The sequence below is a fragment of the Brevundimonas sp. genome, assembly GCF_041911375.1.
GTDB lineage: Bacteria > Pseudomonadota > Alphaproteobacteria > Caulobacterales > Caulobacteraceae > Brevundimonas.
This window is the reverse complement of record NZ_JAYRPA010000013.1, coordinates 1-20750: the sequence shown is the minus strand read 5'-3', so window position 1 is coordinate 20750 and position 20750 is coordinate 1. Positions and strand designations below refer to the sequence as shown.

Sequence of the window (20750 nt, the reverse complement as noted above, 5' to 3'; positions counted from 1 at the left end):
TTCGATGTGGAAACGGGCGGCGGGGGAGCGCCGCCCGTGAGGGATAACTCAGACTATTAGATAGGTCAGCCCGTCATGTCTTCCAGTTCCCGACCGCGGGTTTCCTTCAGCCAGGCCTGGACCAGGAAGAAGGAGATCAGGGCGCTGACGGCGTAGAAGCCGTACGTCACCACCAGGCCCAGGCCCGCGGCCATGGCCGGGAAGCTGACCGAGATGGCGAAGTTGGCGATCCACTGGGCGAAGCCGGCGACGGCCAGGGCCGAACCGCGCATCTGGTTGGGGAACATCTCGCCCAGCATGACCCACATGACCGGGCCCCAGCTGAAGTTGAAGAAGACGACATAGGCGTTGGCGGCGATCAGGGCGATCAGGCCGGTGGCGTCGTCCAGGTGCAGCGAGCCGTCGACCAGGCCGGCGCGCGAGAAGCACCAGGCCATGATCGACAGGGTCACGAACATGCCGGCCGAACCGATCAGCAGCAGAGGCTTGCGCCCGATCTTGTCGATCAGGCCGATGGCGGCCAGACAGGCGGCGATCGACAGGACGCCGGACAGGATGTTGATCTGCAGGGCGTCGTTCTCGGAGAAGCCCACCGACTGCCACAGCACGGCGCCGTAGTAGAAGACGATGTTGATTCCGACCAGCTGCTGGAAGACGGCCAGGATCAGACCGGCCCAGACGATGGGACGCACCTTCTTGGTGGCGGGGTCCAGCAGGTCGGAGAACTTGGGCTTGTGGTCGGCGGCCAGGGAGGCGCGGATTTCCTGCACCTTGCGCGCGCCGGCGCCGGGGCCGAACAGCTTGGTCAGCACGGCCTCGGCATGGGCGTCCTTCTTCTTGACGACCAGGTATCGCGGGCTTTCCGGGATCACCAGCAGGGCCAGCAGATAGATGGCGGCGGGGATGACCTGAAGCCAGAACATCCAGCGCCAGGCGGGGAAGCCCATCCAGAACTCGGCGGTCGATCCGCCCGCGGTCGCCGCCAGGATGTAGTTGGCCAGGAAGGCGCCGGTCAGGCCGGTGATGATCATGATCTGCTGCACCGACGACAGCCGGCCGCGGATCGAGGCGGGAGTCACTTCGGAGATGTAGGCCGGCGACAGCACCGAGGCCGCGCCCACGCCCAGGCCGCCGATGAAGCGGGCGATGATGAAGTGGGCCGAGCTGTCGGCTGCTCCAGCCCAGACGGCCGAGATGATGAACAGGACGGCGGCGATCTGCATCACCGTGCGACGGCCGATGGCGTCCGCCAGGCGACCCGCGATGAAGGCGCCGACCGCACAGCCCAGCAGGATGGCGCCGACGTTGAAGCCGGTCCCCAGGGCCGAAAGGTTGAAGGCCGCCTCCAGCCCGTCCTGGGTCCCGTTGATCACGCCGGAATCATAGCCGAACATGAAGCCGCCGATGGTGGCGACCGCCACGATCAGGGCGATGAAGGCCATGTTGACGCGGTCGCTCCCCGCGATGTCGGGGCCGGAGCCCCCCGTCGGTCCTGCCATTGAATACCCTCCCGAAGCCCGTCTGACGCGGGCGTGAAAATCCTAGGAAACCTTAACGCCAGCCTGCGTCCACGAAATATTCGTGGCCTGTAATAAAACGTGCATCGTCCGAGGCCAGGAACAGGCCCAGCGCCGCGACGTCCGACGGCTGCAGCCGTCCCTTCAGGCATTGGGCGGCGACGATCTCGGCCTCGCCCTCGGGCGTGTACCACTTCATTTGCCGCGGGGTCTGGACGTTGCCGGGCACGATGCAGACGACGCGCACGCCGTCGACGCCCAGCTCGCGCGCCAGGGCGCGGGTCATGCCTTCGATGCCGGCCTTGGCTGTCTCGTACAGCGACAGGTCGGGCAGGCCCAGGTGCCAGGAGATGGAGCCCAGATTGATGATAACGCCGGCCCCCCGCGCGCGCATCTTCGGCGCCACGGCCTGGGCGGCGAAATAGAGGTGGCGAAGATTTACGTTCAGCCGGTCGTCCCAGTAGGCGGGCGTGACCTCGGTCAGGCTGTGGCGGTCGTCGTTGGCGGCGTTGTTGATCAGCACGTCCACTTCGCCGTACTCGGCCGCGATCTCGCCGAAACAGGCCTGCAGGGCGGCGATGTCGGTCAGGTCGCAGCGCTTGAACACCGGCGCGGGCGACAGGCCGGACAGCGCGGCGGCCAGCGCCTGGGAATCCTCGACGGCGACATCCAGGAAGACGACGCGCGCGCCCTGGCGGGCGAAGGCCTCGGTGAAGCCGGCCCCGATGCCCGAGCCGCCTCCTGTGACGACGACCAGCTTGTCCTTCAGCGAGGGGTAGACGGCGGCGCTCAAATCGATCGCTCCTTCAGAAGGCCGCGACCGGCCAGATTGTACATCAGTTCGACCACGCCCAGGGTCCACGGCGGGGCCCGGTCGGTGGTGGTCACGCGGTTGCGCAGCGTGCCCAGGCGCTCGGACGAGACGGTCACCACGTCGCCCGGCTTGTGGGTGAAGCCCTGGCCCGGCGCGTCGCGGTCCTTGATCGGCGCGAACATGGTGCCGAGGTACAGGATGAAGCCGTCCGGATACTGATGGTTCTCGTTCAGCGTCTGGCCGACCAGGTCCAGCGGGTCGCGGCTGATCAGCCGCATCGAGGACGAACCCTCCAGCACGAAGCCGTCTTCGCCGCGCACCTCCAGCGACACCGTCGCGTCGCGCACGTCGTCCATGCCGAAGCCGGCGTCGAACAGGCGCACGAATGGGCCCAGGGCGGCCGAGGCGTTGTTGTCCTTGGCCTTGCCCAGCAGCAGCGCGGATCGGCCCTCGATGTCGCGCAGGTTGACGTCGTTGCCCAGCGCCGCGCCGACGGGGCGGCCCGTCGGATCGCACAGGATCGCGACCTCGGGTTCGGGGTTGTTCCAGGCGCTGTCGGGACGGACCCCGACCAGATCGCCCCAGCCCACCGAGGCCAGGACCGGCGCCTTGGTGAAGATCTCGGCGTCCTTGCCGATGGCGACCTCCAGATACTGGGACCACAGGCCGTCGGCGATCAGGGCGTCCTTCAGGGCGTAGGCCTGTTCCGAGCCGGGCTTTACGGCCGAAAGATCGGCGCCGACGCGATCGGCCAGGGCCTCGCGAATGGCCAGCGCCTTGTCGGCGTCGCCGCGCGCGCGCTCCTCGATGACGCGCTCCACGGCCGAGATCGCGAAGGTCACGCCCGAGGCCTTGATGCATTGCAGGTCGACCGGCGACAGCAGGCGCGGCGTGACGCCTGCGTCGCTCCACGCGGGACCGAGCGCTAGCGTCTCCAGATCGCCCAGGTCCCGGCCCGGCGCATCGGCCAGGTCCGGGCGGGCCGCCGCCTGGGCCGAGGTCGGCGCCCAGGCCGAAATGTCGTGCACCCGCCCCTTGCGCACCAGGACCGGCGTCGGTCCCTCAGCCAGGCCCAGCCGACCGAGGAAGACTCCCTCGCGCCAATCGGCAGGCAGATCGTGGAGTAGCGTCGTCATTTCCCCCCGCCAGCTCCGTCAATGCGGAGCGGTTCTTGAGTGTTAGCGCTATCATCGTGGCCGGACGGCCGACCGTCAAGGGTGGCTTATGCGGGTCTCGCGGGCGCTGCGCGGAAGGCGTCCGCGATGGCCGCCCGCAGCGGCTTGGCCCGGCCTTCGGCGTCATAGGGGGTGGGCCGCTTGGGCAGGCGGTCGGCGCGGGGCCAATTGCCCTGAAGCCAGGTGTGGGAATCCGCCATGCCCCAGGCGACCACGCCCGTCGTCTGGGGATAGGCCAGCATCTGATCCAGATACCGTCGCCCCAGTTCGGCGACGGCCGCATCGCGCGAGGGGATGTCGGCGGGCAGGTTCTTGTCGTGCACATCGAACTCGGTGATCACGACCTCCAGCCCCATGCCCACGACCTCGTCCATGAAGGCGCCCCACTCACGCTCCTGGGCGGTGTCGAAGCCGACCGAGTTGTCGCTGTTGCCCGAGCCGATGTGGCTCTGCACGCCCAGGGCGTCGATGGGGACGCCACGCGCCTTGAAGCCCTCCAGCAGGCGCAGCACCCCGGCCCGGTGGTTCTCGTGGCCGGCTTCCCAGCTCATGTAGTCGTTATAGACCAGCTGCGCCTGGGGCGCGGCCTCGCGCGCGGCGTGGAAGGCCACGTCCAGGACCGACTGGCCCATGGCGCGCGACAGCGGCGTCTCGCGCAGTTCGCCGGTGTCGGCGTCCACCGTCTCGTTCACCACGTCCCACGAGCGGATCTGCGGATAACGCCCGGCGACGCGCTGGATGTGGTCGACCACCATGGCCTCGGCCGCCGTGGCGGGCCGGGGTCCGAAGTCGTGGGTCGCCACCCAGGCCGGGAACCACTGCGGATGGTGCCACAGCAGGGTGTGGCCGCGCAGGTCCATGCCGTTCTGGCGCGCGAAGTCGGCGATGCGGTCGGCGCGCGAGAAGTCGAAGGTTTCGGAGTCGGGCCGCAGCACGTACCACTTCATCTCGTTCTCGCAGACCAAGAGGCCGCACTCGCGCGTCAGCAGATGGCGATAGGTCTGGTCGCCCAGGGAGGCGGTCACGCCCGCGTCGCCTGCGCCGACCGCGCTGCCGAAGAAGCGGCCGTTGGCGCGCGCCAGGTCGTTCAGGCTCGGCTCGGCGGCGAAGGCCGGCGCGGCGGCCGGAGCGATCGCGGCGGCGCCGGCGGCGGCCATCAGGCCGCGACGGGTCAGGCCCTGGGTCATCGTCTTCCTCCTTATGGTTGCGCTAACAAGAGCCGAATGCAAAAACTCAGACAAGTGAAAAATAAACGCGGGAGGACAATCGGATGAGAAGGACAGGCAGCGCGGCCATCGCGGCCCTCGCCCTGGCGGCGATCGCGGGCGGCGCGACGGCGCAGGAGGCGGTGTTCGATCGCTTCGTCTATCGCGGAAGCGACGCGGCGCATCAGGGTCCGGCGCCGACGGCGGACCAGTACCGCAACCCGATCCTGCAGGGCTTCTACCCAGATCCTTCGATCACCCGCGTCGGCGACGACTACTATCTGGTCACCTCGACCTTCTCCTACTTCCCCGGCATCCCGGTCTTTCACAGCCGCGACCTGGTCAGCTGGACCCAGATCGGCAACGCCATCGACCGGCCGGACCAGCTGGATTTCGGAACCCTGGGCCTGTCGCGCGGCGTGTTCGCCCCGACGATCGAGCATCGGGACGGGACCTTCTACATCCTGAACACCTGCGTCGATTGCGGCGACAACTTCCTGATCACCGCCAGCGATCCGGCCGGTCCCTGGTCCGATCCCGTCTGGTTGCCGGATCTGAAGGGCGGCATCGATCCGGGCCTGTTCTTCGACACCGACGGGACGGCCTGGATCGTGAACAACGGCCCGCCGGAGGGAACGCCGCGCTATGAGGGCCACCGCGCCATCTGGATCCAGCGCTTCGATCCCGTCGAGAAGAAGACCTTCGGGCCGCGCAAGGTGCTGGTGGACGGCGGGGTGGACCCCTCGACCAACCCCATCTGGATCGAGGGGCCGCACATCATCCGCAAGGGCGACTGGTACTATCTGGTCTGCGCCGAAGGCGGCACGGCCGAGGGCCACTCCCAGGTCGTGCTGCGGTCGCGCAAGCCCGACGGCCACTACGAGCCCTGGTCCGGCAATCCGATCCTGACCCAGCGCGACCTGCCGCGCGACCGGCCCAACCCCGTCACCTCGGCCGGGCACGCCGATCTGGTGCAACTGCCCGACGGCTCTTGGGCGGCGACCTTCCTGGCGGTGCGGCCCTATGAGGGCGACTTCTACAACACCGGACGCGAGACCTTCCTGCTGCCGGTCGACTGGTCCGGCGACTGGCCCGTCATCCTGAAGCCGGGCGAGGTCATCCCCTACGTCGGAGAGCGGCCGAACCTGCCGGTTCAACCCGTGCCGGCCATGCCCACCAATGGCGATTTCGAGGTGGCGGACGAGTTCGACGGGCCCGCCCTGCCGCCCTACTGGATGATGCTGCGCAATCCGCGCGAGACCTGGTTCGATCTGACGTCCCATCCCGGCGCCCTGACGCTGAAGGCGCGGCCGGTCGGCCTGGGCGACAACGCCAATCCGTCCTTCCTGGGCCGTCGCCAGCAGCACCAGGATGCGGAAGCCCAGACGGTGCTGCGCGCCGCGCCCGCGCGCGAGGGCGACCGCGCCGGCCTGGCCGTCCTGCAAAGCGACGACTTCTGGTACGCCCTGTCGGCCGTGCGTCGCGCCGGCGCCGTCGTCGTCGAACTGCGCCGGCGCGCCGGGCCCGACCAAGCGAGCGCGGGCGAACTGCTGGCCAGCCGGCCGTTGACGGGGGAGGGGCCGATCCGGTTCCGCATCGGCGGACGCGGCGACGCCTACGACTTCGCGGTCGCGCAAGGAGACGGCGACTGGTCCACCATCCTGGCGAACGCGGACGGCAAGCTGCTCAGCACCCGCACGGCCGGCGGCTTCGTCGGCGCCGTCTTCGGTCCCTTCGCCCAGTCGGAGACGAAGTAAGGCCAGCCTCCCTCTCCGGCCAGGAGGGGGAGGTTTCTAGTCCGCCCTCACGCTGTCCGGCGGTCCCATATAGCTGTCGGGCAGGGGCTTCGTCGCCACCACCAGCCGCTGGAACACCAGGCCGGAATCGACCAACCAGACCTTGACCGTATGCGGCCCCGGCGTCGCGATCCGGTGGCGCGACACCGTGCGCGCCACATTGTCCGAGACGGCGCGATCCCAGTCGGCGTTCTCACCGTTCCCGGCTGCACGCAGGTCCAGCGTCACCACCTGGGCCGGGCGGTCGTCGATCGACACCGCGTAGCGCAGGCCGTCACGCCCGCGGAAATCCAGCGTCGGCGAAAGCCACAGCTGCACCTCGGCCTCGCCCGCCTCGGTCAGGTGGATGTCGTACTCCAGCCGGGGTCCGTCGCCGCCGGGCGTCAGACCGACTGCGTCGGACGAGGCCGTGATCATCGCCGATCCCGTGCGGCCCAGGCCGGGCGCGACCTGCCAGGCGACCTGGGGGCCGTCCACGGCGCGGGCGTAATCGACGGCCTCGACCGCAACCGCGCCATCGGTCTGGATGAAGCGTCCGGCGGCCGGGACCTGGGCGGGCTTGTTCACCACGGCGGTGACGACAACCGTCCCATCCGGGCCGGAGATCGTGACCGGAACCTCATGGCGTCCCGCCGGGACGGCCGCCCAGTCGGCGGACAACAGGATCCGCGTCGTGGCCCCGGCCTGTCCGGTCGTGCGCGACGGCTTCAGCCAGGGGGCGCCGGTCTGTACGCGGAAATCGGCGGGTTGATCACCCCGGTCGAAGACCTCGATCCAGCGTGCCGGGCCATAGGGCGAAAGCTCGGGCAGGGCCGTCTGCGCGCCGGGTGTCAGCGGTTCCGCACGGCCTTCCGCCGCAACGCCCAGGCGAGCGCCGCGTTCGGGTCGCGCCGTTTCCAGCGCGGGCAAAACGTCTTGGTCCGGCTGCTGCCAGTTGTCGTAGCTGATGTGGGTCTGGGCCATCATGCGATCCCACTTGCCGCCCTTCAGCCCGTGGTAGATCGCCTCCAGCTCTTCATCCCGGGCGAAGCGAGCACGCACGGCCTCGGCCGCCGTCCGCGCCGCCTGCCAACGGCCCTGGGCGGCGTAGAGCTGGTTGCGACCCGTCTCGATGTGCAAGGCCGTGACATTGCCGCTGGCGTGGATCGGGAACCAGACCAGCTGGACGAAGGCGTCGTCGAAGTCCGCAGGCAGGCTCGCGCGCACCTTGTCCGCCCGCGCCGCCAGTTCGGCCCATTCCGCCTCGATCCGGTCGGCCTCGTCGTGGTTGATCAGGCTGAAGGTGTCCGGCCCGATCAACTCGGGTTTCCGGCGGCTGTTGTAGCGGGTGTAGAGGTCGATCAGTTCGGCGATCTCGTCCGCCTGGGCTTCGCCGAACTGGGCCTGCGCCCAGTCGCGCGACCAGCCGGCCATCCGCTCGACCGTCATCGCCTCCGGGTCCCAGGCCTGGTCCAGGAAGAAGTCGATGGGGACCTCCATCGGCTTCAGGTCGCCGACGTTGACCACCCACAGCCGGTCCGCCCCCGCCTGCCACGCCAGCCGCATCTGCTCCCACGTGCGCGCATTCTGCGTCGTGTTCAGCCACTTGTAGTTCCGCGGTCCGCCCACGTAGTCGAAGTGGAAATAGACCCCCGATCCCCCGGCTCGTTCGGCCGGCCCCGGCAGGCGGCGGATGTTGCCCCAGTTGTCGTCGGCGAACAGCAGGGTCACGTCGTCCGGGACCCGCATGCCTTCGTCGTAGTAGTCCTGGACCTCCTTGTAGAGGGCCCAGACCTGAGGGGTCTCGGCGGCGGGCTTTCCGGTGACGGTTTCGATGATCTGACGCTGCGAACGGACGATGTCCTCAAGCAGTGGAATGGCCGTGTCCTCGCTGATGGCCTCGTCGCCGTCGCCGCGCATGCCGATGGTGACCAGGCTCTCGGTGGTCCCGCGGCGTCTCATGCCGTCGCGCCAGAAGTCGCTCAGTCCCTCGCGGTTGGTCCGCCAGTCCCAGGCGCCGCCGCCGCCGTAACGCTCCCATTCGACATGGGCGCGGGCCAGGGGCTCGTGGTGCGACGTGCCGACGACGACCCCGTATTCGTCGGCCATCACGGCGTTCAGCGGGTCGTCGTCGTAGAACGCCTTGCCCCACATGGCCGGCCACAGGAAGTTGCCCTTCAGCCGCAGGATCAGCTCGAACACCTTCTCGTAGAAGGCGTGGTTGAAGCCGCCGAACGTCTGCCGGACCCAGTCGCCCAGCGCCGGCTCCTCGTCGTTCAGGAAGATGCCGCGATAGCGGACGGCCGGCGCGTCGCTGCGTTCGCCCGGCGTCAGGGAGAGATCGCGACGCACCGCAACCGGGACATCCGCCCACCACGCCCAGGGCGACACGCCCGCCCGTTCCGAAATGTCGTAGGCGCCGTAGATCGTCCCCCGCTTGTCGGCCCCGGCGATCACAAGGGCGCGCGGCGTCCCCTCTACCGGCTGGTCGACCACCGCCTGGACGTAGCCGTCCCAGCCGGTCGGCGCAGGCAGCCGGCCCTGGGCGATCAGCCGGTCTATGACGGCGTTGCGTCCCGCCGTTCCCACCAGCACGACCGGGCTGTCCGCCGTGGGCGCGCCGCCGCCCGAGACGCGGGCCAGGTCCGACTGCAAGTCGTGGGCGGCGCGGATCACGCCGGGCCAGTCGCCCGGATCGGTCAGCACCCGCGCCGGCCGGCCCCCGACGATCAGCGGCGCGGCGACGGCTGACGGTTGGGCGCACACCGCGACCGGTCCTTCGCAGGCGGCGGCGGGATCGCCCGCGCAGAGGGCCAGGGCGGCCGTCGCGGCTGCAAGCTTCAGCCGATGGAGCGGCATCAGGGCACGTCGATCCGGAACGGACCCGCTGGCAGGCCCGCCGCGTCGTAGAGATTGCAGACCGGACTGTCGGCCCAGCAGAAGCGCACTTCCGACACCGTCGTGCCGGCCGGCGCGGCCAGCCGCACCTCGGCGCCCGACGCCACGGCCGAAGGGGCGTAGCGGCAGTCCTCGCCGTCGCACAGCTCGAAGCCGATCGCCTGGGCGCCGCTCAGCGTCTTCAGCGTCCCGGTCACATCATCGAAGGCCACCACGATCTCGTCGCCCTCGCGCCGCACGGACGCGGGGACCGGTCCCGACGGCGGCGCCGGATCGCCATAGACGACATGCCGCGCCGCCCGCGCCAGGCGCCGGCCCAGCTCCTGCTTCTGGGCCGGATGGATGTCCCAGCGGTCGCCCAGTTCGATGGCCACCGCCAGGCCGGCATTGTCGTCCGCCGCCACGGCCAGCCGCTGGCTCTCGCGCAGTTCGGCCCAGCCGGAGGGGCCGGGCGCGGTCGGCGGCGCGCCGAAGTTGGCCAGCTGGACCACCAGAAAGGACAGGTCCGCCCCGAACCGCTCGCGCCAGTCGGCCATCAGCCCGCTCAGCAGCGCCTGGTACTCCCTGCCGGCGCCGGTGTTGGACTCGCCCTGGTACCAGAGGGCGCCCCGCATCGCGTAGTCGTGGAGCGGCGCGATCATGGCGTTGCCGATGGTCGTCAGGCCCGAGGTGGACGACCACGGCCCCCGCGGGGGAGCGGCGGTCACATCACTGGCCAAGCGATAGCGCCAGCCGGCCGGGTCCAGCGGCACGCGCCCGCCGTCCGCCAGCACCAGCGCCCGCTTCTCGGCCGGCCCGTACAGGCCGCCGACCTCCCAGGTGTCATAGGCGTTGACGACCACGGTGTTGCGTCCGGCCTTCAGCAGGCCGGCGGGCAGGGCATACAGCCGGTCGCCCGACCCGGACGCCCCGACCGCCACGCCGTTGACCCAGGTCTGGTCCGCCTCGTCGACATATCCCAGCGACAGGGACCGCCCCGCCGCCGCCTGCTCGGCCGTCAGATCGATGTCCAGCCGGTACCAGACCATGCCGTTGTAGCTCGCCAGCGCCGGGACGCCCCAGCGCTCCCACGGCTCCATCGCCGGAACCGGCGTCCATTGGCCCGCGTCATCCGGCGACCAGGGCCTGTCTCTCGCCAGACCGTCCCACCACGCCTGCCATCTCAGGCCCCAGCGGCCCTGGGCCGCGACGGGATCGGTCGCCATCTCCGACAGGATCGACAACTGATCTCCATAGCCCTGCGCCGCAAGCGCCTTCGGCGACATCCAGGTCTCGATGTTGGACCCGCCCCAGCTGCTGCTGATCAGGCCCATGGGCACGGCGTGGTCGCGCCGCAGGTCCTGCGCGAAATAATAGCAGACGGCCGAGAAGCTTCCGACCGAGGCGGGCGACGCCGCCGCCCAGCCCAGCGGATTGCGGAACGCCTCCAGCGGCGCGACGTCGAAGTCCTTCTGCACCGTCACCAGCCGGATGCCGTCGTCGCCGGCCGCGCCGATCACGCTGGGCGCGTTGAGGGAGCGTTCGACCGGCAGCTCCATGTTCGACTGGCCCGAGCACAACCAGACGTCCCCGACCAGAATGTCGCCGGCCGTGGCTTCGCCGCCGGCGGCGTCGCGGACGCGCAAGACGTAGGGGCCGCCCGCCGCATGGGCCGGCAGCTCCACACGCCAGCGGCCGTCCGCGTCCGCAGCGGTCCGCACCGCACGGCCGTCCAGCTCGACGGTCAGGGCCGCTCCCGGCGTACCGTCGCCCCAGACCGGGATCGGCCGGTCGCGCTGCAGCACGGCGTGGTCGGAAAAGATGGCCGCCAGCCTGGGTGCGGCGGAGCTCTGGGCGAACGCCGGCGTCGCCGCCAGCAGCAGGGTCACGGCGGCGACGACAGGGCGCTGCATCGGTCCTACTCCGTCACGGTCAGGGTCGTGGACTTCAGATCCGCCGAGTTCGGCCCGGCGCTGAGCGTGAAGGTCCCCGGTTCGACGACGCGCTTCATGTCGATGTTCCAGAACCACAGGTCGGACGGCTTGACCTCGAAGGTCACGGTGGTGCGGGCGCCCGGCTCCAGCGTCACCCGCTTGAAGTGCTTCAGCTCCTTGACCGGACGGGTGACCGAGGCCTGGTCGTCGCGGATGTAGAGCTGGACCACCTCGTCGCCCTTCATCCGGCCGGTGTTGCGGACGTCGACCGACACCTGAACGCTCTGGCCCATGCCGATCGAGGCGCGCGACAGGCGCGGTTCGGACATCTCGAAGGTGGTGTAGCTGAGGCCGTAGCCGAACGGATAGAGCGGCGCGGTGGTGTCGAACAGATAGCCGCGCCGCGACGTGGGCTTGTGGTTGTAGAAGATGGGCAACTGGCCGACCGACCGCGCGATCGACACCGGCAGCTTGCCGCCGGGGCTGACCCGGCCGAACAGCACGTCGGCGACGGCGTGGCCGGTCTCCTGGCCCAGATACCAGCCCTCGATCAGGGCCGGCGCGTTCTCGGCCAGATAGTTCACCGACAGCGGCCGGCCGTTCAGCAGCAGCACCACCGTCGGCTTGTTCAGGGCGAAGATCGCCCGCGCCAGATCGTTCTGCTGGCCCAGCAGGTCTATGGAGTCGCGGTCGCCCAGGTGGTTGTCGGCCCAGGCCTCGCGGCTGGTCTGTTCGTTGTCGCCCAGGACCATGACGATCACGTCGGCGTCGCGGGCGTCGGCCACGGCCTTTTCGATCAGGCGGGCGTTGACGGCCGGATCGACCAGCTTGACCTCGTCGGCGGCCCAGACGCGGCTCTCGGTGATCCGAACGGCCTCCGAATAGACCACCTCGAACTTGCCGCGGCCCTCGGCCTGAAGGCCTTCCAGAACGCTGACGACGTGACGCGGCACCTCGGAATAGCCGCCGATCGGCGTGTCGCGCGCGTGGGTCCCCAGCACGGCCAGCTTGCGGATGCGGTCGGCTCGCAGCGGCAGGACGCCCCTGTCGTTCTTCAGCAGGACCATCGCCCGCTGCGCCGTCTCGCGCGCCAGGGCGATGGCGTCCGGCGTGGCCTCCTTGGATTCCGCCGCCGCCGCATCGACGTAGGGGCTTTCGAACACGCCCGACAGGAACTTCATGGTCAGCAGGCGGCGCACCGCCTCGTCAATCTGGGCCTCGCTCACCTTCCCCGATCGCACCAGTTCCGGCAGGTGATTGTAGCCCTCGCCGTCCGGCAGTTCGATGTCGACGCCGGCGTCCAGCGCGCGCACCGCCGCCTCCTGAATGGAGCCGAACATCTTGTGGCGGCTGTTCAGTTCGCGAATGGCGAAATAGTCCGAGACCACCGAGCCCTTGTAGCCCCACTCGCCGCGCAGGACGTCGTGCAGCAGCCAGCGGTTGGCGTGCGACGGCAGGCCGTCGATCTCGTTGTACGACGCCATCACCGCCTGCACCGGCAGTTCGGTCACCGCCCGCTCGAACGGCGGGAAGAAGTTCTCGCGCAGGGTCCGTTCGGAGATGTCGGCCGGGCCGACGTTGGTGCCGTTCTCCGGCTGGCCGTGGCCGGTCATGTGCTTCAGCGTGACCAGCACCTTGTCCGGCGCCAGCGGCAGGGTCTCGCCCTGGAAGCCGCGGATGGCGGCCAGGCCCATTTCGGAGACCAGGTGCGGATCCTCGCCATAGGTCTCCTCGATCCGGCCCCAGCGCGGATCGCGCGCCACGTCGACCACGGGGGCCAGCGCCAGCTGAGCGCCGCGCGCCCGCATCTCGCGCGCCGCCACCGAGAAGACGCGCGTGACCAACTCGGGGTCCCAGGTGGAGGCCAGGGCGATCGACTGCGGAAAGCTGGTGGCGTTGCGAGCGGTGTAACCGTGCAGCGATTCCTCGTGCATGATGATCGGGATGCCCAGGCGGGTCTGTTCGACCGCCCAGCGCTGGGCCGCGTTGATGTAGTCGGCGGTCTGGCGCGCGTCGCGGTTGACCGCCTCGCCCGAGGCGCCGGCCGCCCCGTTTTGGCTGGGATCGACGCCGCGGAAGTCGGAGGGACGGGAGATCTGGCCCAGGCCGTGCGGGAAGGCCCGGGACGCCTTCTCCGGCGCGAAGTCGCCGTTGGCCGCCTGGATGTCGCCCTTCTTCTCCCAGATGCCGACCATCTGGGCGACCTTTTCTTCCAGCGTCATGCGGCGGAGCAGGTCCTCGACCCGCGCGGCCACGGGTTGAGCGGCGTCCTTGTAGAGGGCGCCCGCCTCGGGCCGACCGGCCTGCGCGCGCGCCGGTCCGGCCAGCGGCGCGGCGGCGACGGCGCCGAGGAGGCCGGTGACGAAGGTGCGGCGGGCAAGCGTGATGGTGCGGCCGTCGGCGATGGTCATGGTCTTCTCTCCCTTATGCCCCGCCGGTTCGGAAAGCCCGTCCAGCGATGATAGCGCTACCATTAACGATAGGTCGGATATGCTCCAGCCGTCAATCGGCGCCGTGTGTCGCACCGTGCTAGATGTGCGCGACTCACGGAAGGTTTCGATGTCAGCATCTCCAGTTCAGGCGCGGCCGGGTCGCCGCAAGGCGGGCAAGGAACGGCTGCACGGCTCCATCGCCCATCAACTTGGCGTCGAGATCGTGTCCGGCCGCCACCAGCCGGGCGACATCCTCAGCAACGAAATCGAGTTCAGCGAGCGGTTGCAGGTGTCGCGCAGCGCCTATCGTGAGGCCGTACGGATCCTGGCCGCCAAGGGCCTGGTCGAGAGCCGCCCTCGGGTCGGCACGCGCGTCACCGAGATGAACCGCTGGAACCTGCTGGATCCCGACGTGCTGGCCTGGTTCTTCGAGGCGGAGCCGGCGCGGGCCCTGGTCGAGGGTCTGTTCGAGCTGCGGATGATCGTCGAGCCGGCCGCCGCCGCCCTGGCCGCCGAGCGCCGGACAGGCGCTCAGGTCGAAGCCATGCGCGAAGCCCTGCAGATCATGGAGCGCGCCGGCCTGAAGAGCGAGGCCGGTCAGTCGGCCGACCGCGACTTTCACCAGCTGGTGCTGGATGCGACCGGCAACGCTCCGCTGGCCAGCCTGGCCTCGACCATCGGCGCGGGCGTGCGCTGGACCACCTTCTACAAGAGCCGAAAGCACAAGCTGCCGCCGGATCCGATGCCGGAACACTGGGCCGTCTTCGACGCCATCGCGGCGGGGGACGCAGGCGGCGCGCGGCAGGCGATGGACGTGCTGGTGGCCAATTCACGCGCCCAGGCGGCCGACGCCCTGGAGGATCGCTAGGCGGCATTGCCAAGGCGCGCGGGGAGCGTCTATTTGTCTGAGTAATATTCGCTTCCCGAGTGACTCATGACCAAGCCTCTGCGTTCCCGTGCGTGGTTCGACAATCCGTCGAACCCGGACATGACGGCGCTCTATCTGGAACGCTACCTGAACTACGGCCTGACGCTGGAGGAGCTGCGCTCGGGCAAGCCGATCATCGGCATCGCCCAGACCGGGTCGGACCTCAGCCCCTGCAACCGGCACCATATCGATCTAGCTAAGCGGGTGCGCGAAGGCATACGCGAGGCGGGCGGCGTCGCGCTGGAGTTTCCCGTCCATCCGATCCAGGAGACGGGCAAGCGGCCGACCGCGGGGCTTGACCGCAACCTGGCCTATATAGGGCTGGTGGAGCTGCTGTACGGCTATCCGCTGGACGGCGTGGTGCTGACCATCGGCTGCGACAAGACCACCCCGGCCTGCCTGATGGCGGCGGCGACCGTGGACATCCCCGCCATCGCCCTGTCGGTCGGGCCGATGCTGAACGGCTGGCACAAGGGCGAGCGGGTCGGCTCGGGCACCATCATCTGGAAGGCCCGCGAGATGATGGCGGCCGGCGAGATCGACTACGAGCAGTTCATCGACCTGGTGGCCACCTCCGCGCCATCGGTCGGCTACTGCAACACCATGGGCACGGCCACGACCATGAACAGCCTGGCCGAGGCCCTGGGCATGAGCCTGCCCGGATCGGCGGCCATTCCCGCGCCCTATCGCGAGCGGCCGCAGGTCGCCTACAAGACCGGCCTTCGCATCGTCGACATGGTGCGCGAGGACCTGAAGCCGTCGAAAATCCTGACGCGCGAGGCGTTCGAGAACGCCATCGTGGTCAACTCCGCGATCGGCGGCTCGACCAACGCCCCTATTCACCTGACCGCCCTGGCCCGTCACGCCGGGATCGACCTGCCGCTGCAGACCTGGGAAGCCGTCGGACACAAGGTGCCGCTGCTGGTGAACCTGCAGCCGGCGGGCAAATATCTGGGCGAGGACTATCATCAGGCGGGCGGCGTGCCGGCGGTGGTGGCCCAGCTGATGAAGCACGGCCTGATCCACGAGGACGCCCTGACGGTGAACGGCCGGACGATGGGCGACAACTGTCGCGAGGCCGGGATCGTCCTGCCCGACGTCATCCGCACCTTCGACGACGCCCTGGTGGAGGACGCCGGCTTCCTGGTGCTGTCGGGCAATGTCTTCGACAGCGCGGTGATGAAGACCAGCGTGATCTCGCCCGAGTTCCGTGACCGCTACCTGTCCGATCCGTCCGATCCGGAGGCCTTCGAGGGCACGGTGGTCGTGTTCGACGGGCCGGAGGACTACCACCACCGTATCGACGACCCGGCCGAGGCGATCACCACCGACAGCATTCTGGTGATGCGCGGGGCGGGGCCGGTCGGTCACCCCGGCGCGGCCGAGGTGGTGAACATGCGTCCGCCCTCATACCTGATCAAACAGGGTGTCCACGCCTTGCCGTGCATCGGTGACGGCCGCCAGTCGGGCACCTCGGGCAGCCCGTCCATCCTGAACGCCTCGCCGGAAGCGGCGACCGGCGGAAACATCGCCCTGTTGAAGACCGGCGACCGCCTGCGCATCGACCTGAAGACGCGCAAGGTCGACGTGTTGATCGACGCCGACGAACTGGCAGAACGTCGCCGGGCCTTCGACGCGGCGGGCGGCTACAAATATCCGGCGTCCCAGACGCCCTGGCAGGAGATCCAGCGGTCGATGGTCGGCGAGCTGGGGACCGGCGCCGTGCTGGAACCCGCCGTCAAATATCACCGCATCGTCGACACCCTGGGTCTGCCCAGAGACAATCACTGAGCACCGCGCCGGGAGCGGGGAGGGCGGCCTGTCGCCGTTCCCCGCGACCGATCAGTTGGGTTGCGACGTCGGAGCGGGGGTCTGCACCGGGGTGACGGCCACGGACGTGCGGGTGGCGGTCTCTTCCGGATCACCCACCGTGATGACCGGCGCCAGAACCGCTGTCGTGGCGCAGCTGGCGATGTCGCGGACGACGTGGCGACCCAGGCAGAACATGTCCTCGTAGCTGGGTCGCGACGCGGCCAGGCATTGGTACAGCATCAGCTTGGACATGCTCAGGCAGAACTCGTTGCTCGTCTCCACCGTCAGCGCCTCGGTGTTGACGCGAGCCTCGTCGCCGCCGGCGCCCAGGGCGGCCAGGGCCGCGATGGCCAGCGAGCGGGTCACGGGAGGCGTGTAGGGCGGCGACTTGCGTGAAGCGGTGACGCCCAGGCCCGTGCCGGAGGTGGCCGCGGTCAGCAGCCGCGCCGATTCCTCGGCCGACGGCAGCATGGGCGCAGCCGACAGGGTCTTGGCGCCTTCCAGCCGCTCCTCGCGGTTCTGGATGTGGGCCACGGCCCAGCGGCGGCGCGGATCGGCGCGTTCCTGGATGGTGTAGGCGTCCTGCTCGATCGCCTCGCCGATCACCCGAACCTGAAGGGCGTCCTTGCCGATGGCCTCGCTGATCAGGCCGGCGGCGGCGTCAGCGCCGGGGAAGGTGGCGGCGTATGCGGGATCGGCCACGATCTGGGCCACGATCTGCTGGCGCTGGACCGGATCGACCGCATACTGCCGCACGCCGGCGACGAACTCGGGCGACTGCAGGGCCAGGACCGCGCCATAGGCGATCAGGCCGCGCGACAGCTGGGCGGGATCGTAGGAGGCGCCCTTGCGGATCGCCGCCTGAACCGCTTCGGCGCTGTCGAAGCCGCCCGGCGGGATGGCGGACACTTCGCGCAGATAGGCGACATAGATGGCGGCCGCCTGGGCCACGCCGTCATTCAGGGCGATGGGCGGCGGGCGGCGGGCGGCGGCTTCGGCCGCCAGACGCTGCGCCTCCAGTTCAGCCGCCGAGGGTCCGCTCTCGCAGCCCGCGAGAATGGCGGCCGCAGCAAGGGCGACGAGCGAAAGGCTGCGGCGCAGGGGGGCCGATTTCATGAAACAATCCTCTGGGCAGACACGGACGCAGGAGCACCGCAACTCTTGGCGCTTATAAGGCGAACCGTATGGTTACCCGAGGGTTAATCGAACAGCTTCGAAACCGATTCTTCGTTAGCGATCCGTCGGATAGCTTCACCGATAAGCGGCGCCACTGAAACCGTTCGGATTTTCGGGCAGTTCAAAACTTCGTGGGGTTGTTCGATGGAATTGGTGATCACCAGTTCCTTCAGCGGTCCGTCGGTGATGCGCTGGACCGCAGGGCCCGAGAGAACGCCGTGGCTGATGTAGGCCGACACCTCTGTGGCGCCCTGATCGATCAGCGCCTTGGCGGCGTTCACCAGGGTCCCGCCCGAATCCACGATGTCGTCGAACAGGATGCAGCGACGGCCGGACACGTCGCCGATGATGTTCATGACCTCGCTTTCGCCGGCCTTGGGGCGGCGTTTGTCGACGATGGCCAAGTCGGCGTCCAGGCGGCTGGCCAGCGACCGGGCGCGCACCACGCCGCCGACGTCGGGCGAGACGATCATCAGGTCGTCGCCACGCGGATAGTTTTCCTTGATGTCCTGCGCCAGCACCGGCGTGGCCACCAGATTGTCGGTCGGGATGTCGAAGAAGCCCTGGATCTGGCCGGCGTGCAGGTCCATCGTCAGCACCCGGTCGGCGCCGGCGCGGGTGATCAGGTTGGCCACCAGCTTGGCCGAGATCGGGGTGCGCCCGCCGGTCTTCCGGTCCTGACGCGCATAGCCGAAATAGGGCATCACCGCCGTGATCCGCTTCGCCGAGGCCCGCACCAGGGCGTCGGTGATGATCAGCAGCTCCATCAGGTTGTCGTTGGCCGGATAGCTGGTCGACTGAAGGATGAAGACGTCCTCGCCGCGGACGTTCTCCTCGATGACGGCGAAGACCTCGTTGTCGGCGAAACGCTTGACCTGGGCCTTGGTCAGGGGGGCGTCCAGGTGGTCGGCGATGGCCTGGGACAGCGCGCGGTTGGAGTTGCCTGAGAGCAGCTTCATCGGCCGGTCATCCTTTCGCCGTCATCCAACCCCCAATGACGGACGTCGGTTGGCGCGCTCTTTACCAGCGAGGCCGGGCGGGGCAAGTCATGGACGGTGTTTTTGTCGGCATGGCGCGTCCCGGTCACGGGTGCTAGAGATCGCCGCGTTCGTTTCAGAGGCCGCCGGGGTGCGCGCCGTACGCTCGTCATGAGGTCGTCCTTGTTCGCTTCCAAGTTTCGTTCCGGCCTGGTGCTGTTGGCCGCCGCGACCGCCGCTCTGACGATTTCGGGTTGCGCCGGCCGCGAGCGGCCGCGCCTGGCCTATGAGGAGCGCCCGGTGGAGGCGCTCTACAACACCGGCTACGAGCGGCTGCAGCAGAACCGCTGGGCCGACGCCGTGGACTATTTCCAGGAGGTGGAGCGCCAGCACCCCTATTCGGACTGGGCCCGCCGCTCCATCCTGATGCAGGTCTACGCCTACTATCAGAACAACAACTACGCCGAGGCCATCGCCGCGGCCGACCGCTTCATCCAGCTGTTCCCGGGCAATCCGTCGGCGGCCTACGCCTTCTATATGCGCGCGGTGTGCAACTTCGAGCAGATCACCGACGTGGGCCGCGACCAGGGCTACGCCAACGCCGCCCTGACCGGCCTGCGCGACGTGGCCCGCCGCTATCCGAACACGCCCTACGCCACCGACGCCGCGGTCAAGATCGACATGGTCAACGACCAGCTGGCCGGCAAGGAGATGAACATCGGCCGCTACTACCAGCGCGCCAACCAGCCGCTGGCGGCCATCAACCGCTACAAGGCCGTCATCGCCAACCCGGACTTCCAGCGCACCTCGCACACGCCCGAGGCCCTGTACCGTCTGGTCGAGGTCAACCTGCAGCTGGGGCTGAAGGAAGAGGCGACGCGCAACGGCGCGGTGCTGGGTTACAACTACCCCGGCAGCCCCTGGTACGCCGAGGCCTACGCCCTGCTGACCGAGAACGGCCAACGGCCGGAGACGGCGCCGGAAGCCCGGCGCGAAAGCTGGCTGCAGCGCATCATCCCGGGCTGATGCCGGCGGGCGAACCCCGCTAGGATCGGGCCAAGCGAATCGTTTCGAGCCCATGCTGACCGCCCTATCCATCCGTGACGTCGTCCTGGTCGACGCGCTCGATCTCGAGGTCGAGGGCGGACTCACGGTGCTGACCGGCGAGACGGGCGCGGGCAAGTCGATCATCCTGGATGCGCTGGGCCTGGCGCTGGGCGGGCGGGGCGACGCGGGCTTGGTGCGCAGCGGGGCCAAGCAGGCCGTGGCGACGGCGGTGTTCACCGCCCCCGACGATCCCGACCTGATGGCCCTGATCGCCGAGCGGGGCTTCGAGGTCGAGCCCGGCGGGGAGCTGATCCTGCGCCGGGTGCTGTCGGCCGACGGCCGCAGCCGGGCCTATGTCAACGACCAGCCGGCCGGCGTGACGGCCCTGCGCGAGATCGGCGCCGCCTTGGTCGAGGTGCACGGCCAGCACGAGACCGTCGGCCTGCTGGACTGGCGCACTCACCGCGGCCTGCTGGACGCCTATGGCGGCCTGAAGCCGCAGCTGGACGGGGTCGCGGCGGCGTCGGCCAAGCTGAAGGCGGCCGAGGCGCGGCTGGCCGAGCTGAAGGCCGAGGCGGCCGATGCGGCGGCCCGCGCTGAGGAGATCGCCCTGAACCTGGCCGAGCTGGACGCGCTGGACCCCCGCGCCGACGAGGAGACCGAGCTGGCCGGCGAGCGGGCCCTGCTGGGCGCGGCCGAGAAGGCCATCGCCGACCTGGCCGACGCGCGCACCCAGCTGGGCGGCGACAAGCTGAGCCAGAAGCTGGGCGCCGCCCTGCGCGCCGTCGAACACGCCCGCCAGCGGGCCGGCCAGGCCGGCGCCGAGGGCGACCACCCGGTGATCCAGAAGCTGTCCGCCGCCGTCGACGCCATCGACCGCACGATGGTCGAGGCCGCCGAGGCCGTGGCCGCCGTGGACGCCGCGGCCGACGCCTTCGAATACGAGCCGGGCCGGCTGGACAAGGCCGAGGAGCGGCTGTTCGCCCTGCGCGCGGCGGCGCGGAAATTCTCCGTGCCTGTCGACGACCTTGCCATGCTGCGGGACACCATGCTTGCCGATCTTGCGGACCTCGATGCGGGG

The 20750-nt window shown here is 69.6% G+C and carries 14 protein-coding genes; 5 read left to right on the top strand and 9 right to left on the bottom strand.

Translation table 11 applies throughout. The features are described 5' to 3' along the window. Window positions 1–65: 65 nt before the first annotated feature. From ACE3PU_RS01965 to ACE3PU_RS01950, 4 genes are all read right to left on the bottom strand, one after another. Entirely contained in the window at window positions 66–1499 is a 1434-nt protein-coding gene (locus tag ACE3PU_RS01965; RefSeq protein ID WP_374386103.1) for a sugar porter family MFS transporter, read from the bottom strand. 52 nt (window positions 1500–1551) lie between these two features. Further along, complete coding sequence (locus ACE3PU_RS01960) at window positions 1552–2310, bottom strand: SDR family NAD(P)-dependent oxidoreductase (RefSeq protein WP_374386101.1); 759 nt, start codon at window positions 2308–2310, stop codon at window positions 1552–1554. Then, entirely contained in the window at window positions 2307–3467 is a 1161-nt protein-coding gene (locus ACE3PU_RS01955) for a fumarylacetoacetate hydrolase family protein (protein WP_374386099.1), read from the bottom strand. Before ACE3PU_RS01955 ends, ACE3PU_RS01960 begins: the two co-directional genes overlap by 4 nt. Before the next feature lie 86 nt (window positions 3468–3553). Continuing rightward, window positions 3554–4693 (bottom strand): endo-1,4-beta-xylanase, encoded by a 1140-nt coding sequence (locus ACE3PU_RS01950; protein ID WP_374386097.1) that lies wholly within the window; start codon window positions 4691–4693, stop codon window positions 3554–3556. A gap of 83 nt (window positions 4694–4776) precedes the next feature. Here ACE3PU_RS01950 and ACE3PU_RS01945 point away from each other — a divergent pair, with 83 nt between their 5' ends. Then, the gene (locus ACE3PU_RS01945; RefSeq protein ID WP_374386095.1) at window positions 4777–6468 is read left to right on the top strand and encodes a glycoside hydrolase family 43 protein; all 1692 of its coding nucleotides are present in this window, start codon (window positions 4777–4779) and stop codon (window positions 6466–6468) included. Between the two features lie 36 nt (window positions 6469–6504). Here ACE3PU_RS01945 and ACE3PU_RS01940 read toward each other — a convergent pair whose 3' ends face one another. Genes ACE3PU_RS01940 through ACE3PU_RS01930 form a run of 3 tightly spaced genes read right to left on the bottom strand, consistent with a single transcriptional unit; the run spans window position 6505 to window position 13708 of the window. Then, window positions 6505–9345: a glycosyl hydrolase 115 family protein gene (locus ACE3PU_RS01940; RefSeq protein WP_374386093.1), complete on the bottom strand. Its 2841-nt coding sequence runs from the start codon at window positions 9343–9345 to the stop codon at window positions 6505–6507. Next, window positions 9345–11276 (bottom strand): sialate O-acetylesterase, encoded by a 1932-nt coding sequence (locus tag ACE3PU_RS01935; protein WP_374386091.1) that lies wholly within the window; start codon window positions 11274–11276, stop codon window positions 9345–9347. The genes ACE3PU_RS01940 and ACE3PU_RS01935 overlap by 1 nt, the downstream gene beginning before the upstream one ends. Window positions 11277–11281: 5 nt before the next feature. Then, on the bottom strand, window positions 11282–13708 hold the full coding sequence (locus ACE3PU_RS01930; RefSeq protein WP_374386089.1) for a glycoside hydrolase family 3 N-terminal domain-containing protein: 2427 nt from the start codon (window positions 13706–13708) through the stop codon (window positions 11282–11284). 148 nt (window positions 13709–13856) lie between these two features. On the opposite strand from ACE3PU_RS01930, the gene ACE3PU_RS01925 reads away from it, so the two are divergent. After that, complete coding sequence (locus ACE3PU_RS01925) at window positions 13857–14597, top strand: FadR/GntR family transcriptional regulator (protein WP_374386087.1); 741 nt, start codon at window positions 13857–13859, stop codon at window positions 14595–14597. Window positions 14598–14663: 66 nt separating this feature from the next. Further along, a complete protein-coding gene (locus ACE3PU_RS01920) occupies window positions 14664–16448 on the top strand; it encodes an IlvD/Edd family dehydratase (RefSeq protein WP_374386085.1) in 1785 nt (594 codons plus the stop codon). 51 nt (window positions 16449–16499) lie between these two features. Here ACE3PU_RS01920 and ACE3PU_RS01915 read toward each other — a convergent pair whose 3' ends face one another. Both ACE3PU_RS01915 and ACE3PU_RS01910 read right to left on the bottom strand, forming a co-directional pair. Next, window positions 16500–17585, bottom strand: coding sequence for a hypothetical protein (locus tag ACE3PU_RS01915; protein WP_374386083.1), 1086 nt, complete (start codon window positions 17583–17585; stop codon window positions 16500–16502). An 83-nt stretch (window positions 17586–17668) separates the two neighbouring features. Beyond that, window positions 17669–18604, bottom strand: a complete 936-nt coding sequence (locus ACE3PU_RS01910; RefSeq protein ID WP_374386081.1) for a ribose-phosphate pyrophosphokinase — start codon at window positions 18602–18604, stop codon at window positions 17669–17671. A gap of 189 nt (window positions 18605–18793) precedes the next feature. Here ACE3PU_RS01910 and ACE3PU_RS01905 point away from each other — a divergent pair, with 189 nt between their 5' ends. Together ACE3PU_RS01905 and ACE3PU_RS01900 are read left to right on the top strand one after the other, a co-directional pair. Next, complete coding sequence (locus ACE3PU_RS01905; protein WP_374386079.1) at window positions 18794–19648, top strand: outer membrane protein assembly factor BamD; 855 nt, start codon at window positions 18794–18796, stop codon at window positions 19646–19648. Between the two features lie 52 nt (window positions 19649–19700). Next, window positions 19701–20750: AAA family ATPase (locus tag ACE3PU_RS01900; RefSeq protein WP_374386077.1), on the top strand; the 1050-nt coding region annotated here is incomplete at its 3' end.